This is a genomic window from Paenibacillus alkaliterrae, from assembly GCF_021532375.1.
Lineage (GTDB): Bacteria > Bacillota > Bacilli > Paenibacillales > Paenibacillaceae > Pristimantibacillus > Pristimantibacillus alkaliterrae.
This window is the reverse complement of the sequence record NZ_JAKGAP010000007.1, coordinates 184,147-201,494: the sequence shown is the minus strand read 5'-3', so window position 1 is coordinate 201,494 and position 17,348 is coordinate 184,147. Positions and strand designations below refer to the sequence as shown.

Annotated in this window: 16 protein-coding genes; all 16 read right to left on the bottom strand. The window is 48.0% G+C overall.

Features of this window, described 5'->3' with window-relative positions:
- Positions 1-148: 148 nt before the first annotated feature.
- The 16 genes from L1N85_RS04300 to bshA all read right to left on the bottom strand — a co-directional run bounded on the left by L1N85_RS04300 (position 149) and on the right by bshA (position 17,286).
- On the bottom strand, positions 149-829 hold the full coding sequence (locus L1N85_RS04300; RefSeq protein ID WP_235235189.1) for a DnaD domain protein: 681 nt from the start codon (positions 827-829) through the stop codon (positions 149-151).
- Positions 830-858: 29 nt separating this feature from the next.
- Positions 859-2,070, bottom strand: coding sequence for an acetate/propionate family kinase (locus tag L1N85_RS04295; RefSeq protein ID WP_235235181.1), 1,212 nt, complete (start codon positions 2,068-2,070; stop codon positions 859-861).
- The gene (locus tag L1N85_RS04290; RefSeq protein ID WP_235235179.1) at positions 2,067-2,942 is read right to left on the bottom strand and encodes a 3-hydroxyacyl-CoA dehydrogenase family protein; all 876 of its coding nucleotides are present in this window, start codon (positions 2,940-2,942) and stop codon (positions 2,067-2,069) included. The genes L1N85_RS04295 and L1N85_RS04290 overlap by 4 nt, the downstream gene beginning before the upstream one ends.
- 151 nt (positions 2,943-3,093) lie before the next feature.
- Positions 3,094-4,587 carry an AAA family ATPase gene (locus tag L1N85_RS04285; protein WP_235235173.1) on the bottom strand — a complete coding sequence of 498 codons (1,494 nt, stop codon included), beginning with the start codon at positions 4,585-4,587 and terminating at the stop codon, positions 3,094-3,096.
- Position 4,588: 1 nt separating this feature from the next.
- On the bottom strand, positions 4,589-5,119 hold the full coding sequence (locus tag L1N85_RS04280) for a hypothetical protein (RefSeq protein ID WP_235235167.1): 531 nt from the start codon (positions 5,117-5,119) through the stop codon (positions 4,589-4,591).
- Between the two features lie 114 nt (positions 5,120-5,233).
- Positions 5,234-5,731 (bottom strand): cell wall elongation regulator TseB-like domain-containing protein, encoded by a 498-nt coding sequence (locus L1N85_RS04275; protein WP_235235165.1) that lies wholly within the window; start codon positions 5,729-5,731, stop codon positions 5,234-5,236.
- Between the two features lie 32 nt (positions 5,732-5,763).
- Positions 5,764-7,065, bottom strand: a complete 1,302-nt coding sequence (locus tag L1N85_RS04270) for an amidohydrolase (RefSeq protein WP_235235163.1) — start codon at positions 7,063-7,065, stop codon at positions 5,764-5,766.
- Complete coding sequence (locus L1N85_RS04265) at positions 7,046-7,702, bottom strand: redox-sensing transcriptional repressor Rex (RefSeq protein WP_235235161.1); 657 nt, start codon at positions 7,700-7,702, stop codon at positions 7,046-7,048. The genes L1N85_RS04270 and L1N85_RS04265 overlap by 20 nt, the downstream gene beginning before the upstream one ends.
- On the bottom strand, positions 7,699-10,548 hold the full coding sequence (gene dinG / locus L1N85_RS04260; protein WP_235235159.1) for an ATP-dependent DNA helicase DinG: 2,850 nt from the start codon (positions 10,546-10,548) through the stop codon (positions 7,699-7,701). The genes L1N85_RS04265 and dinG overlap by 4 nt, the downstream gene beginning before the upstream one ends.
- A gap of 16 nt (positions 10,549-10,564) precedes the next feature.
- On the bottom strand, positions 10,565-11,266 hold the full coding sequence (locus L1N85_RS04255) for a hypothetical protein (RefSeq protein WP_235235157.1): 702 nt from the start codon (positions 11,264-11,266) through the stop codon (positions 10,565-10,567).
- A 122-nt stretch (positions 11,267-11,388) separates the two neighbouring features.
- Complete coding sequence (gene panD / locus L1N85_RS04250; protein ID WP_235235155.1) at positions 11,389-11,772, bottom strand: aspartate 1-decarboxylase; 384 nt, start codon at positions 11,770-11,772, stop codon at positions 11,389-11,391.
- Positions 11,699-12,649 (bottom strand): pantoate--beta-alanine ligase, encoded by a 951-nt coding sequence (gene panC, locus L1N85_RS04245; RefSeq protein WP_235235148.1) that lies wholly within the window; start codon positions 12,647-12,649, stop codon positions 11,699-11,701. The genes panD and panC overlap by 74 nt, the downstream gene beginning before the upstream one ends.
- A complete protein-coding gene (gene panB, locus L1N85_RS04240; protein WP_235235137.1) occupies positions 12,646-13,569 on the bottom strand; it encodes a 3-methyl-2-oxobutanoate hydroxymethyltransferase in 924 nt (307 codons plus the stop codon). The genes panC and panB overlap by 4 nt, the downstream gene beginning before the upstream one ends.
- Positions 13,570-13,824: 255 nt before the next feature.
- Complete coding sequence (locus L1N85_RS04235) at positions 13,825-14,802, bottom strand: biotin--[acetyl-CoA-carboxylase] ligase (RefSeq protein ID WP_235235130.1); 978 nt, start codon at positions 14,800-14,802, stop codon at positions 13,825-13,827.
- Positions 14,792-16,090 (bottom strand): CCA tRNA nucleotidyltransferase, encoded by a 1,299-nt coding sequence (locus tag L1N85_RS04230; RefSeq protein ID WP_235235124.1) that lies wholly within the window; start codon positions 16,088-16,090, stop codon positions 14,792-14,794. Before L1N85_RS04230 ends, L1N85_RS04235 begins: the two co-directional genes overlap by 11 nt.
- Before the next feature lie 32 nt (positions 16,091-16,122).
- On the bottom strand, positions 16,123-17,286 hold the full coding sequence (gene bshA / locus L1N85_RS04225; protein WP_235235122.1) for an N-acetyl-alpha-D-glucosaminyl L-malate synthase BshA: 1,164 nt from the start codon (positions 17,284-17,286) through the stop codon (positions 16,123-16,125).
- Positions 17,287-17,348 lie beyond the last annotated feature (62 nt).

Genomic DNA, 17,348 nt, shown 5'->3' with positions numbered 1-17,348 from the left:
TTATATTTCTCTGTAGGTATCATTATTTTATCATATTTCTATGATCCAAATAGCAGCCGTGATCTCGCTTGATGTATTAGTTCAACTTAAATAGACGATGAGTGCCTTTTGGACAAGCCCTATGCAAAAATAGGCCAAGCCTGGCGGCTTAGCCTCTTCCTCCGCGAAATTTTTGCGAATGGGCTCGCGCTTCATCGGCGTTCGTCACCCGGTTTCGGCTCCATTCAATCAGAATCCGGTCGATATATCGCAAACTTAGCTTGCCGGCGAATACGGCTTCTTTTAGAGCGAAACGTATAATCTCATCCGTGTAACGATCCTGGTCAAGCCATCCCGTTATCGTCTCGCACTCCATCGGCGACAGCAGACGTCCGAATTCCTGCTCGAACACGCTGAATAAATCGGCAGATGAAGCAGAAAGCGGCTTCGCGGGCTGCCGCTCCGCTTTCTTCGTCTCCCGCTTAAGCTCGGACGTCAGCTGCGCGGCTTTGAACAGCCAGCCGCTCCAATTATACCGTTCGGACTGCATTCCGGTCGAACTGTCAATATATTCATCAATGGTGAGGAACTCATCCTTCATAAGCCTGCCCAACAGCTGGCCAACCTCTCGGACCGATAGTCCCATACGTTCGGCTAGCTCCTCCAGCGTCGGGAAATCATTCAAATCCGCTTCCATATAGACCATAATTTGCAACAAAAGCATCGCTTCCGTATCCGATAAATCAAGCTGGCGGTATGTACGCAGCAGCATGGCGGATACATGTACGCCGCCTTCCTGCAACGCAGCGGCCATCCCATGCGAATACGCCTTCCAAATCTCGTTGTTCACTGCTTGCTGTCCCCCCAACTATTCTGCATTTATGAAATTTCGGATTGCTTAACGAGATTATAGGTATCTCTCGCGATCAACAACTCCTCATTCGTTGGAACCACAAGCACCTTGATTCTGGAATTGTCCGTCGATATTTGTCTCGCATCCTTGCTCCGCTCCGAATTGCGTTTTTCGTCAAGCTCAATGCCAAGGAAAGTAATGCCCTCGCATACTGCTTTACGAAGTGCAGCGGAGTTCTCGCCTACGCCTGCCGTAAATACGAGCGTATCCAGTCCGTTCATGGCTGCGGCATATGCTCCGATATATTTTTTCACGCGATACGTATACATGTCGAAAGCCAGCTTTGCATTTTTGTCGCCATCGTTCATGGCTTCGGTTACTTCTCGCATATCGCTGCTAATTCCGGATATAGCCAGCATGCCGCTATGCTTGTTAAGCATAGAATTTACCTCATTTAATGTCAATTCTTCTTTATTCATGACGAATGGAACGATGGCCGGATCAAGATCACCGCTTCTCGTGCCCATCATCAAACCTTCTAACGGCGTCATTCCCATGCTTGTATCAAAAGATTTGCCATCTAAAATAGCCGCACAGCTTGCTCCGTTCCCAATATGGCAGGAGATCATTTTAAGCGATTCCAGCGGTTTCTGCAAATAGGCGGCTGCCTGTGCGCTTACATAAGAATGCGACGTTCCATGAAAGCCGTATCTGCGTATTTTGTGACGTCGATACAGAACTGTCGGAATGGGGTACAGATAGGAGGTGTTCGGCATCGTTTGATGAAAGGCCGTATCGAATACGACGGCTTGCGGTACATCAGGCATATTCGTTTCAACCGCCGTAATTCCCATCATATGGGCTGGATTATGCAGCGGCGCAAGATCGAACAATCTGCGGATTTCAAGCTTTACCTCCGGCGTAACGAGAACGGAGCTGCTGAATGCCTCGCCGCCGTGAACGACGCGATGACCGACTGCTTCAATTTCCGTCAGCTTTCTGATTGCTCCAAACTCCGGATGGAGCAGCATATCGGTAACCCGTTTCACAGCAGTAACGTGATCTAATATTTCACTTACATGCCTAACCTCCGGTTTACCGATCGGTTCATGCGTAACGATGGAGGAATCCATGCCGATTCGCTCAACGCGCCCGCTTGCAAGCACAGATTCATTACTCATATCATAGAGCTGATATTTTAAAGACGAGCTTCCTGCGTTGATTACGAGTATTTTCATCCGATTCGATCTCCATCCATATCATATTTGAAGAAACCCGCGCCTGATTTGACGCCAAGATGTCCGGCACGCACCATCTTCTTCAGCACGATTGATGGACGGTACTTCAATTCGCCGTACTCGCGGAACATCCGTTCCAAAGCGGCCAGAACGGAATCCAGCCCGAAGCGGTCGCACATTTCGAAAGGCCCGTGCTGAAAGGAATAACCTATACGCATTGCACTATCGATATCCTCAGCTGACGCAACGCCTTCCTCAAGCACATGCAAGGCTTCATTTATGAACAAGCATATAAGCCGAGTCGTCACGAATCCGGGTGATTCGAACACCATGACTCCCTTCTTTCTAATGATCTCCTCGACAAAATGCTTCGTTCTTGCGAAGGTGTCCTCCGATGTCTTCAATCCTCTAACAATTTCAACCAAGTCGATTTTGAATACGGGATATATAAAATGCATCCCGATGACACGGTCCGGATTTCCAGTTACGCTTGCAAGCTCTGTCAAGCTCAGCGTCGAGGTGTTGCTCGCCAAAATAACATGCGCGCCGCAAATCTTGTCTATCTTCTTGAATATTTCCTTCTTGCTGTCCAGGTCCTCTGTAATCGTCTCAATGACAAGCTCGCAACCGGCAAGCTTGTCATAGCCAAGCGATGGCTCAATCCGGTTCATAATGAGCTTTTTTTCCGCCTTCGTAAGCGCCCATTTCTCGATTTGCTTATCCAGACTAACTTCAATCATCTGCTTGCCGTAATCAAGCCGCTCCTCCGATTGCTCGATGATGATGACCTCTAAGCCTTTTGATGCCAGCATTTCGGCAATACCTTGACCCATCGTACCTGCTCCGACCACGCCGACTGTTTTTATGTTCAATGTATATAACCCCTTTAGTATGTTGAGAATGCGCCTTATAACCTTTATGCAGCTTTCTCTGCGTATATTGTCAGATCTTATTATAACGGTTTTCATAAAAAATAGAAGGCGGACGCCTGCTCCGCCTTCAAATTGTAATATTATAAAAGCATTATGCCGCTGTAGTTCCGTTCAATAGAAGCCGGAATTCATCACCGCTAAGCGTTTCTTCGCGAAGCAGCGTCTGCAAAGATTGCGTGAATATGCCGCGCTTCGGCTCCAGCATTTTTTTCGTTTGCTCCATTAGCTCGTCCAAAATGGAACGGTTAATGCCGGCCCATGATTCCTTGGTCATCATAGAGGAATCTATAATACCGAGATCCGTTAACCCGGATTCAACCAACGTTTTCACGATGCTCATGGCCTGCTCGAAATCACCTCTCGAGCCTGTACTCCGATCCCCGTAGAACATTTCTTCGGCCGCCGCTCCGCCTAACGCGATCATAATCTGACCGTTCAGAAAAGCTTTCGTATAAAGATATTGGTCCTGCTGCGGATTATGACGCACGTAGCCGAGCGCTTTACCGCGAGGCGATAAGGCAACCTGGGATACGCTCCCCGGGCGAACCATTTCCGCCATAATGGCATGGCCAAGCTCGTGAAGGGCTACTCGCTCGCGTTCTTCTCTTGACGCTTCGCGGTCAGTCTTCTCCCCCATCATAACCTTATCGATCGCCATCGTCAGATGGCTCTCGGCAATTTTGTCCTGCTCTTCGCGCAGGGCATATATAGCCGCTTCATTCATGACGCTTTCAAGCTGAGCGCCTGAGAAGCCGTAGGACTCGGTGGCAATGCGTTCCAAGTCAACGTCTTCGGCGATTGGCTTATTGTTTGCATGGATGTTCAAAATATGCAGCCTGCCCTTCTTATCGGGCAATTCAACATGAATATGCCGATCGAATCTTCCCGGACGAAGCAGTGCGCTGTCCAGCATTTCCTTGCGGTTCGTCGCCGCTATGAGCAAAATGCGAGGCGATTCGTTCGCGTGAATGCCGTCCATTTCCGTTAGAAGCTGGTTCAAGGTTTGATCATATTCTCTCTGCTGGCCGCCGTCTCTTTTGCCGCCAATGACCTCGATCTCATCGATAAAGATAACTGCGCTGCTTTTCCCTGTTTTGTTCGCTTTCGTACGCGCTTCCTTGAATAAGTCCCGAACCCGCCCTGCTCCTACGCCGACGTACATCTCAACGAACTCACTGCCGGAAGCGGCCAAATAAATTGAATCGGTATATTGTGCAGCTGCTTTCGCTAATAAAGTTTTGCCTGTTCCCGGCGGTCCGGCTAGCAAAATACCTTTAAGCGGCCTGATCCCAAGCTTAGCGATTTGCTCATGACGAACGAGAAAATCAAGCGCTTCGACTAACTCCTGCTTCGCTCGTTCCTGACCGCCGATTTGTTCAAAAGTAAATGGAGTTGCTTTTACGCTCGGACGACGCTGCTGACTCGATAATGCCGTCATTTTTCCTCTTCCGCGCGATGCATAGAATACGACAAAGCCTAATACGCCAAACAGCAGAATCGGTACGACGTTCTGTCCGATAAAAATGAAAAAAGCAAGAAGGACAGGGACGATGCCGATTGCGATCTCGGGCAAATATTTACGCATCTTACCACACCCCCAATTGGGCAGCCGCGCGAGGAAGCACGACATATTTTACGGATTCAGCATTTTTAATTGTAATATACACGTTAGTATCATCCATATCTGTCGTAACGGATACATCTTTATAGGACTCGGCGGCTTCCGCCATCGCTATTGGAATATCAGAGTAGGCCTTCGTTTCCATTGCCTCCGCTACTTGAAATAAGGAAGCCGACCACAGCTCTTCAAGCTGCTTGCTTGACTCCGCCTTAATATTCAGTTCCAGCTTGCGGTCACCGAACACATCCTTGCCGTTCGCTTGGACCGTCTCATAGATGGACTTAACGTTCGCATCCGGCTCTAACACCATATCTATCATGACTCGGTCACTTGTCATTACCGGCTTAGTAGAGGAGACGACACCCTCAACATTTTTTACGGCCTTTTCTAATGGCGCTGCTACAGCCGCTTGATTATATATAGCCCAACCCCCGAATAATACAGAAGCGGAAATTGCAGCTGTAATTATAATAGGCATCACGCGTGGTTTCATCATAGTCAAAATCCCTCCCAAAGCGTATGATTGTATATTCCGTATATCAACTCCGCTATACGAAAGTATATCATATTTGCGATCGGGATTGACGTTGTAAAAATAGGAAACGGAGCCTTATGGCTCCGTTTTGGCAGGCAGCTGGTACATATCAATAAACGTTCCGCTGTCAAACATATAAAATTCGTAGTAATATCGTTCCGGGCTCTGGCCGATACTGTAAAATACTTCCCATACGGGCTTACCGTCAAACATTCCTGGCTGAATTCGTTTAATCGCCGCGTCGGGCTTCTCTACTAGAAACGTATTTTTGATCTGTTTGAAAGAAACGCCATACTCGGCCTTAACTGCATGAGACTCGTTGTCGCCGGTTAACCACACGAACACTTTGTTGCCGTCCAGATCGCTGCCTTCTACGATCCAGCTTTCCTTATGCCAGACATGATTATATACGTTATCAACATTTTCCAGTCCGGCTGCTTCGATCGCTTTCGCCTCGGCATCGCTTGCTGCAGTCCATCTAGGCATTTGGATTTCGCGGAAATAAACTCCGAATCCGGTTGCTGACAGCAGAATGCCAGCTGCAATAAGGAAGATCCATCGATGCGGCGTCATGAACGGCGGACGCTTCTTGGAGATGACACGCATTAGGCTTGAAGCAAGCGCTCGAAGCTTGCTTGCGCCTCGTAACGAATTTTTTCCTCATCGAGCAATGTACATTCGCCGTTCCGCACAACCTGCCGACCATCAATCCAAACATGCTTTACATCGCGGCCTGAGCCGGAATAGACGAGATGAGATATGATATCCGTTTTCGGATAAAAGTGAGGCTGCTCCAAATCGATCGCAATGAAATCAGCCTTCATCCCTTCACGCAAGCTGCCGATATGATCTTGCTGCCAGATCGCTTTCGCTCCATATACGGTCGCCAGCTTAAGTGCTTCCATAGCCGGGATGGCTGTAGGATCTCCGGATACGCCTTTATGAAGCAAAGCTGCGAACCGAATTTCCTCGAATAGATCCAAGTTATTATTACTCGCCACACTATCCGTACCGAGAGATACGGTTACGCCGGCACGCAGCAGCTCAGGCACGCGCGCTATACCGCTTGCCAGCTTCAGATTGCTGACAGGGTTATGGGAAACGGAAACCCCTTTCGCAGCCAGCAATTCAATCTCCGAATCATGGAGATGGACGGCATGAGCCACTAATGCGGGACGCGAGAAAAAACCTAGCCGATCCAGATGCTCAACCGGTCTTACACCGTAATCTTTCACATTCTGCTCGACCTCTGCAAGCGTCTCCGACATATGCGTATGCAGAGGCAGATCGTAGTCGTGAGCAGCCTGTACAAATCGTTCGATATACGCAGGAGGACAAGTATATGGCGCGTGAGGCGATATCATCGTCGTGATGCGGCCATCCGCTTTTCCATTCCAATCCCTTGCGAAAGCGATAGCTTCGACCAGCTTAGCCTCTTGCACATCCTGCGGACAAAGTCCGATTACGCCTCTGGTTAAAATGCCGCGAATACCGCCCTGCAGCACCATTTGAGCAACTTGGTCCATGCGATCATACATATCGACGAAAGCCGTCGTGCCGGTGCGAAGCATCTCCACGATGGCAAGCGCGCTGCCCGCCCGGGTATCCTGATCGACGTATTTGCCTTCCATTGGCCACATCTTTTGCTCCAGCCATACCTGCAGGTTTTGATCATCCGAATAGCCGCGCAGCAAGCTCATCGCTGCGTGTCCGTGCGTATTTATAAGGCCTGGCATGAAAACCATCCGGTTCCCGTCAACCTTTTGCACGCTTCCCTCAAGCTGCTGCGGCGATTCCGTTCCCAAGTACGTAATGCGGTCATTCGTTACGACCATATGTCCTTTAAAAGAAGGATTAGAATCATCCATCGTGACAAACAAACCATTTTCAATCCAAATCTGACTCATTTTCGGCTTCTCCTTCTCTAACTAAATAATAGGCCAGACTAAGCAGTTCCTTCGTAAAATCGGCATTCTGTATACGCACCTCGTCAGGAACTCTTAATATAGCAGGCGCGAAATTTAAAATGCCTTCCACACCGGCCTCAACGAACTGATTTGCCACGTTTTGCGCCTCAAATGCCGGGACCGTAATAATTCCGATGCGGATATTTTGTTCAGCCACGACGCGTGCCAGCTCGCTCATCGGCAATACCTTCAAGCTATTGATATGTGAACCGATCTTGCTCGGAAGCACGTCGAATACAGCAGTAATCTGCATGTTATCCTTTGAATATTTATTGTAATTGCACAAGGCGTGACCCAGATTGCCGGCTCCTACCAATGCTACTTTAATGGTTTGGTCGACTTTTAGTATTTGCCTGATTTTCTCAATTAAATATTGAACATCGTACCCGATGCCTTTACGGCCGAATTCACCGAAATAGGCAAGATCCTTTCGGATCTGAGCAGGATTCAAATCGAGCTTATAGCCCAATTCTTGTGAAGAAACGGTTTGAATTTCACGGCTATGCATTTCATTCAATACTTGAAGATAGATCGGGAGCCTTCTGACGACAGCTTCGGAAATTTTCGTTTGCTTCATCGTTCCTCCTCCAACCATTCCCTCATACGGATAATCATCTGATCGGTATGCATCGTTTCGATCTTTGGACCCGGCAGAGAGTACAAGAAATGCTTTCCATAAAAGGTATCAATGACTCTTGTATCATAAATGATAACAATGCCTTTATCCTGCGAGCTGCGGACAAGCCGGCCAAAGCCTTGCTTAAAACGGATAACCGCCTGCGGAATCGAAAGCTTCATAAACGGATTTTGCTTTTGTCTTTGCAGCAACTCGGCCTTTGCTTCCGCCAGCGGATGATTCGGCGGCTGGAAAGGAAGCCGCACGATCGCCAAGCATATTAAGGCCTCTCCCGGAATGTCGACTCCTTCCCAGAAGCTGCTCGTTCCAAGCAAGACGGACTCAGGCGTTTGTCGGAACCGTCTTGTTAGCTTCGTCCGGTTCCCGCTGTCGATGCCTTGCCCAAGCACCTGAATTCCCGAAGCCGAAAGCATCTCCTTCAAAGGCTCATACACCTGCTTAAGCATACGGTAGGACGTGAATAAGACCAGCATCCTGCCCTTTGTTTCTTTCGCTGAAGCGGCTAATGATTGAACCAGCATTTCGAGATAGGAAGCATCAACCGTCGCCCCTTTTAGTACGGGAAAATTACGAGGAATGACGACCAGAGCCTGTTCCCGATAATTAAATGGCGATGGGAGCTGAACCGTTTTTAATCTTCCTTGCTCTTCATATCCGCTAAGGCCAAGCTGTTCTTCGGCATATTGGAACGATTTTTGAACGGATAATGTCGCAGATGTCAGCACGATGCTTTCTTTTACATCGAAAAAATATTTTTGCAGCTGGGCGCTTACATCAACGGGCATGCCGTATAGCTGTACGGACCGGTAACGGTAAACGCTGCTTGCCTCGATCCAAAACACGGATTCAGAAAGCTCTAATTTTATGAAAGTCCGCAGTTCATCCTTCACTCTCGTCAAATCCCGAACCGCGCCGTTCAAATCGGTCAAAATAGCTTGAACAGACATGTCATCAATACGGTCCTTTATGTCGGTCATCATTTTCTCTACTGTACGAATTACGCGATTTAACTCCGTATGTACATTCGACTCGACGTTCGCCGCATCGTCCCAGCCGCCTGGCAGCTCATCTTTCTTCAATCGGCATACCGTTTGCCCGTTATCGGATGGTCCATCGGTTGAAGTTGACGTAAAGCTGTAAAACATTTCAAAGAGCTTATCCCAATGCTCCTTCACTTCTTGAAAGATAGGAATAACCGTATCGATCGTCTCTATCCATGCAGATTGATGGGCATCGTCTTCGTATAGCAGCTTTTGGCGCAGTGCAGGTAAAAGTCCCGAACGTGTATCCTTATACAAACGAAGGACGGCCTGTGTCAAGGAAAAATAATTGATTTGCATCCCCAAATGCTTACCGGCAACCTCTTCAACATGATGTGCCTCATCAATAATGAGATGTGTATATGATGGCAGCAGCCGATGGTCGGCTTGAATGTCCGTAAATAACATCGAGTGATTCGTAATGCAAACATCCGCAATATTCGATTCATGCTTGGCGCGATGATAAAAACATCTTTTGAACCACGGGCAAGCACGATTCAAGCAAGAATCCGTATCGCTGGCAACCGTTGACCAAAATTCGGATCCTTTATTGCCGAAATTAAGCTCTTCTTGATCACCGGTTTCCGTTTCACCTAGCCATACGAGCATCTGAGCGGCCGTAACCGTATCGTCGATAGGCGATACTAAATCCTTCGTATTCACTTTTCCCTCAAATTTGCGCAAGCACAAATAATTCCCTCTCCCTTTGAAGATGGAGGCTTTAAAGGCAAACGGAAGAACCTCCTCAAGAAGGGGCAAATCGCGCTGCCTTAGCTGTTCTTGAAGGTTAATCGTATGTGTACTTACAACAACTTTCTTATTATTTTGTATACCATAATACAGGGCTGGAATTAAATAGCCAAGCGACTTGCCTGTTCCTGTGCCAGCTTCGATCAACAAATGCCGATTGCTGCTTAACGCGTTGTAAACCTCTTGAAACATCGCGGTTTGCGCTTCCCGCTCCTCATAATTTTCAAACCGCTGCTTGAAGCGAGCCTTTACATCGTCTAAATAATGGTTGAAGGATAAATCGTTTAACGGTTCCTCGCTGCTTCCTGAACGCGGCGCTTGTTCATCGGACCATTCCCTAACCTTCAGTGCAAATTGATTGAAATATTCATATTCATTGGACTCAAATAGAGTGCGATATTCCATTAGTCTTAGTGTTTCTTTAATAAACCAGCTTAAATCGCTCCCATCGTCGATAAGAACGGATAGCCGCTGCAAAGTGAGCAGCGGCAGTTGACGTAGCTTCTTGATCGATTCGATAAGCAATAACGCGGTTGCCATTGCATCGCTATCCGCACGGTGATGCTGCTCGTGCACGATGCCAAACAGTTCGGAGACAGCTCCAAGCTGATAGGTATTAATTGTCGGATATAAGATCCGCAGCAGTTCTATCGTATCCAATTTTCGTCCGGCAAATCGCTGGTAGCCGCAGCGACCAAGCGCTTGATTAAGAAATCCTGCGTCAAAACCGACATTATGGGCAACAAGCACAGCATCATCAAGAATCGGAATAAGCTTGCCAAACACCTCATTAAGCCCGGGAGCATCGGCTACATCCGACTCACCTATACCCGTCAATTGTGTGATGAAAGCAGGTATTGGGATATTAGGTCGAACAAAGGAGCAAAAGGTATCGATAATTTCCAGCTCATCAGAAACAATGACCAGACCGATCTGCAGAATGTCATCCTCTGAGCTATGTCCCGTCGTTTCTAAATCCAATACTGCGAATTTCATTTATTCCCCGTTCCTCTCACAAACAGCACAGCTCCGTGCTTCCGAAATATAACGATAATTTCTGAGGCGTTTCTTGACATGATCTAAGATTATTAAGCGGATCCTTGAAGCTTGGACATACATCATATGCTTTCATAAACAGCTGTTCAGCTTTAGCAATATTCATGTAAACCGCTTGAATGCATCCTAGCGCATTATAGCCCATTGCCCGCCACTTAGGAAAGTCTGTTAAAGAAATAAGCATTTGAAAATGTCTTTGTGCTTCGCTCCAATTTTGAAGATGCATATACGTCATGCCTAAAAAAAGTCTAGCTAAATTGCAATCAGGAGCTTGATTCATGGCAGCCTGAAATTGTATGGCAGCCTGCGGAAACATAAATAACTTATAATAGCCTTGGCCTTTATTAATGATCGTGGCAGCCTCATCTGATATTTCCAAATCTGCTGAATTGCATGTGGACATGGCACTTCCAGCAGCTTTTGGTTCCTTCGATTTCATCGCAGCGTTGGCTGTTTCTTTGAGTTCCATGTGCTGTTCCTTGAAATTAGCAAATTTTTCCTCGAAATCGAGCCAATGTTCAATGAAAGTGTCGCTCATTTTTTTAAGCTCAATCATTTGCTCTGCAAATTTCAGTTTCTCCTGTGCATCTGCACCTTCATAACCGTCAATAATTCGATCAAGCATCTCGTTCATTGATGCAAACATATGCTGGAACATACCGCATCCCGCCTTCGCCAAAGAATTAAGGAGTGTTATGTTCATTTTTTGTTTAATCGATGCTTTTCATACAGTATACCAGCCGTTACATAACGCAGGGGCAAGCCGGACTAATCATGAAGTTAAAGGATTGTTGCGTGAAGCTCTGCGCTTAACAACTGCAAAGGCCGATTGCTTTCATCGAGAATGGTAACGATCGGCTTATGCGCTTTTGCTTCTTCGTCCGTCATCATCGCATAAGATATGATAATCACTTGGTCGCCAGGCTGTACTTGCCTTGCCGCTGCTCCGTTTAAGCAAATAACGCCCGATCCTCGTTTTCCCGTAATGACATACGTCTCGAAGCGCGCACCATTATTATTATTTACGATTTGCACCTTTTCATTTTCCCATATATTAGCCGCATCCATCAAATCCTCATCGATGGTAATGCTACCGACATAATTCAGGTTCGCTTCCGTTACGGTTGCCCGATGCAGCTTCGATTTCATCATCGTTCTGAACATATTCATTCACCTCCGCCGCGTCAAATATTTTATTATCGATCAATCGAGTCGCACCAAATTTAACAGCTAATGCAAGCAATAAAGGTTGTCTTAAGGTTTGAATTTTAGCTGACGCTTCCGGTAATTGCAGGTTTGGATAATACAGCAATTCCACATAATCAATTACGGCATCTCCCGCTTTACCGATTTGCTGCTTTACCAACGCAAGAAGCCGTTCCACGGTTATATCGGGGTCAGCAAGCCGCTTCTCCGCTTCCTGCAGCGTCCGTGAAAGTACAACAGCTTGCTGTCGGTGGTCCGCGCTCAAATAGACATTCCGTGAGCTTAAGGCGAGACCGTCTGGCTCCCGCACAATTGGACAGGCGACGATTTTCACAGGGAAATTAAGATCGTCCGCCATTTTTTGGATAACGGCGACCTGTTGAGCGTCTTTCATTCCAAAATAAGCGCGATCCGGCTGTACGAGATGAAACAGCTTGCTGACGACCGTACCGACGCCGTCGAAATGCCCGGGTCTTGAAGCTCCGCATAACCGATCCGTAATTTGATTCACAATGACTGTGGTCAGCGGTTTCTCCGGATACATTTCATGAACGGAAGGGATAAAGACGATATCCGTTCCGTTCTCCTGCGCCAAAGCAATGTCGCGATTCTCATCCCGAGGATAACTCTCCAAATCCTCGTTCGGTCCGAATTGGAGCGGATTGACGAAGATGCTGAGCACCGTAACATCGTTTTCCGTTTTAGACTTTCGCAATAAACTCGCATGGCCTTCATGAAGGAATCCCATTGTAGGGACAAATCCGACGCTTAGACCATCCTTGCGGCATTCGGCTATTAGCCTTTTTAGCTCCGCTTTCGTTCGGCAAATGTTCATATGGGCCGTCCTTCCTTCTTTGCCTGCTGTTCGCCTTGGTGCCCGATTTCCTTCGCGATTTCCTTCGAACTTTGCTCGGCGCCGCCATAAAGCGGCCCGAAGACAGCCGGCTGCGCCGAGAATACATGATCCTCTCCGGGGAAAGCGCCTTGTTTCACGTCATTCACATAAGCTTCAATGGCATTTCTTATCGTTGAGCCGATATCGGCATAGGTTTTCACAAATTTTTTCTCGAAATACGGTGATGCGTATTGCAAGATATCATGATACACGAGCACCTGACCGTCACATCCGCGGCCTGCGCCGATTCCGATGACAGGGATGGCAAGCGAATCACTGATTAATGTAGCCAGCGGTTCGGTTACAAGCTCTAAAACGAGGCTAAAGGCTCCCGCTTCCTCCAACGCTTTCGCATCATTCATTAGACGCTCGGCTTCCATATCCAGCTTTCCTTGTACCTTATAGCCGCCAAGCTGGTGTACCGATTGCGGGGTTAAGCCTATATGTCCCATCACCGGTATTCCGGCCTTGACAAGCGCGGCTACATCGGAAGCCATGTCTGATCCGCCCTCGAGCTTCACGGCTTGGGCGCCGCCTTCTTGCATAATGCGCGCCGCATTGCGAAGCGTCGCTTCGCGGCCGATGCCGTACGTCATGAACGGCATATCCGCTACGATGAACGTCTGCTGCGCTCCTCTGGCAACCGCTCTTGTATGGTAAACAATATCGTCAATCGTTACAGGTATCGTCGTATCGTAACCCAGCACGACGTTTCCGAGCGAATCACCGACAAGAATAACGTCGATGCCTGCTTCCTCAGCAAGCTTGGCTGAAGGATAATCGTAAGCTGTCAATACGGAAATCGCATTGCGGTCCTGCTTCATCTTTTTCATATTCGTAATCGTCAGTCGTTTCCTCATCAGCTTCATCCCCCGTTCAATGATAGGATAAACACAAAAAAACCTTTTAGCCGCTGCTAAAAAGGTCCCCGAACTGAAAAGGAAACGTTTGCTTGTCGTGCTTCCTTCTGTCTCGGTCCCTACGGCTCAGAGCAGAGTGTGCATTTCCAATCATATGCATTGTGTGATTCCTAGATCAGTGCAGCTTTCGAAAAATACCGCCTGATACATGTAGTTTAACAAATTTTTCACGTTCCGTAAACGAAAGAAATCGTCCTATTGCGGTTCTCCCATTTCTGCTGAAAAAACGGCTTTAGTCAATCCATTCGCAAGCTCAACGCGAATCGCTCCGCTTTCGTCTAAACCGACCGGAATGCCCACTATATCCCCCTGCGGGGTGATCAGTCTTGCCGGCTTTCCAAGCGAGACAGACAAAGCTTCCCATAACGTAATAATCAGACTGAAGCCTTGCTCTTGATAGAGGAAATAAAGCTGCTCCCACTCCTTCAAAAAATCAGCAATAAGCTCGTTACGGTCCCATTTCTGTCCAGCTGCGATTCGAAGGGATGTCGCCTTCTCAAGCAATTCCTCCGGATAATCGGCTGCCTCTAAATTCACGCTTATTCCAATGCCTGCGATAACATAACGAAGACGCTCGTCCTCGGCTGCCGACTCAAGTAATATGCCGCTTATTTTCTTGCCGCCGATCAACAGGTCATTGGGCCATTTGATCCCGATCGGAAGTGAAGTTACCCGCATCAAGCTTCTGCAAAGCGCAACAGCCGTCAACAACGTAAGCTGCGGGGCAAAATGAACCGGCACGGACGGACGCAGCACCATGCTCATCCAAATCCCTCTGCCGCGAGGCGAGATCCAGCCGCGTCCCATACGGCCTCGGCCGCTGAGCTGCTGCTCCGCGAGAAAGATCGTCCCTTCAACAGCCCCCTCCTCCGCAGCCGCACGAGCAAGATTTTGAGTAGACTCCACAGAATCGAACAGATTCAAGCTTTTACCGAAAACGGTAGAGGTCAAGCTGTTTTGTAATTCCTCTAAGGAATAGCTGTCCGGCGCGCTAATAAGACGGTAACCAAGCCGCCTGGACGCTTCAAAAAGGTAGCCCGCCGCTTCAAGCTTGCGAATGTGTTTCCAAATCGCTGTTCGGCTCACGCCGAGCTCTTGGCTTATGCTCTCTCCGGATACATATTCCCCAGGTTTTGCTTCAAACAATTGCAACAACGATTCATTATTCATCATTAGTATCCTCTTTATCCCATTCTGATGCTTGCTTAAGAAGCTGCTGCTTGTCGTTCACAAGCTGACCATTAGCGACTTCGACCAGCAGTCTGTTCAGCCAATCGCTAATCCATGGCCCCGGCTTCCGGCGCAAATGCTTTTTAAGCTCGCTGCCGTTCACTTTAAGCTGCTTTAACGAAGAAATCGAAATCTCATTCAACCATACTTCAAAACGCGACAAACAGCCATTCAGGCGGGTTAGATTTCCTCCCGTTAAAACGCGAAGTACGTCGATCCATTCTTTAGCCGGGCTTTCCCCGAAGCGTATAATGAGCTTAATCCACTCCAAACGCAGCAGTTGCTCGTCTTGTTGGTTTGCAAGAACTAACGCTTGTTTATGGATAGCAAAAATGGCGGCTATGCTCTTCGTGCGCTGATTCGAAAATCGCAGCACTTGCATGACATGCAGAATGTCCTCCAAAGCAAGGCTTAACCCGATTCCGACCGCAGCCCATCTCAAGTCAAGAGAACTCAGCTGGTGCAATCGCGAAAATAACGAAGCTGATTCGGCAGTTCGGCAAGCATTCGTTAGAGCTAATAAAGCATCCTCGGTAAGCGGCTCTTTCAGATGCAGCAGCAGCCCGCTCGCGCCAACAAAATAAAGCGCTCTTTGCGGCGCCGCTCCTGCCATCATTTTATCAAGCTCTGCTTGTACTCGCTCCATTGCGATAAATTTCATCAGCTTTCGATGCCGAATAAGCGCTTTCCATGTATGATGGGCTGGTATCAGATGATAAGCGCCGATGAATCGAACGGCCCGGAGCATACGAAGCGCGTCCTCCTGAAACCTGGCGTCCGCATCTCCAACGCATCGCAGAACCTTTGTTTCCAAATCGCGAAGACCCCCGAACGGATCCAGCAGCTCTCCGTCCTCCGCCATAGCCATCGCGTTCATCGTAAAATCCCGTCTAAGCAGGTCGCCTTCCAAGCTTGTAATGTAAAGAACGCTCTCCGGCTTGCGATGCTCCTCATAGCTGGACTCCTGCCTAAAGGTTGTAACTTCATAGCCAGACCCTTCATATAGGACCGTAACTGTTCCATGCTGCAATCCTGTCGGAATACAGCGCTCGAACAATTCCATCACCTGCTCCGGCCGGGCCGATGTTGCAATATCGACATCCTTTATGGGTAAGCCTAACACCGTATCCCGAACGCAGCCGCCAACAAAGACGGCTTCGAATTCATGCGCTCGAAGCCGTCTTACGATGGGCGAAGCAATCCTTATGGGTTCTGGCAGCAATTGCTCCACATCAAGCACCGTCCTCTGCAGCAGCCATACTTCTATTCACTGCAGACAGCGACAGGCAGATCTGCTTCAATTCCGAGCACACGATAATAAATTTGCTCATATTGCGTTGTAATGACATCATTGCAAAATTCATGTCTAGCTCTAAACATGCATGCCTTCTTAAACTGCTCGTGCAGCTTATCATCCGTCAAGAGTCGCTCCGCGTTTGCGGCCATGTCCTCAACATCGCCGATCGCTGATAAAAAGCCGGTTTCCCCGTGCGTAACCAGCTCCGGAATCCCTCCAGCGTCGGATCCGATCGTCGGGACGCCGCATGCCATAGCCTCAAGCGCAACCAAGCCGAAGCTTTCCTTCTCCGAAGGCAGAAGAAGTACGTCGGCCATGGAAATAACTTGCGCAACATCCTCTTGCTTGCCCAGGAAGTGGACACGGTCCTCAAGCCCGAGCTGCCGTATACGGCATTGCATCTTTGAAAGCTCAGGTCCTTCTCCTACCAACAGAAGCTTAGAAGGCAACTTTCTGGAAACACGTTCAAAAATTTCTATAACATCGCCTACCCGCTTAACGGGACGGAAATTCGAGATGTGCATTAAAATTTTCTCGTTCGGCGCAGCAAAATCCGATCGCAGAGAGATTATATCCCGCGGGTAATATACTCGCTTATCCACAAAATTATAAGTTAAATCTATAGGTGTAGTAATATCAAGCAGCTGTCTTGTTTCATTTATTAAATCATTCGATACGGCTGTTACGGCATCGCTTTGGTGAATCGCCAGTCGAATCAGATCCTTTAGAGATTCGTCTTGCGCCAGCACGGTAATATCGGTCCCATGCAAGGTCGTAACGGTTCTGAGGCCGTCGCCATTCATTTGCTTAGCCAAGTACGCGCATACCGCATGGGGGACTGCATAATGCACATGAAGAAGATCAAGCTGCTGCATCTTGGCCACCTGTGCCATTTTGCTTGCTAAAGCTAAATCATAAGGAGGATAACGGAATACGTAATAATCATTCACTTCAACCTCATGAAAAAAGATATTCTTTTTAAATTGTCCGAGTCGAAACGGAATGCTGTGGGTTATGAAATGAATTTCATGACCGCGTTCGGCGAGCAGCTTGCCTAATTCTGTAGCAACGACGCCCGATCCCCCTAAGGTTGGATAACAAGTTATCCCGATCTTCAATTTTCTCGCCACTATTTCGCACCTCCTGTGTTGGTCACGTCATCCTATTGTATTCGACAAGAGCTGTACGATTT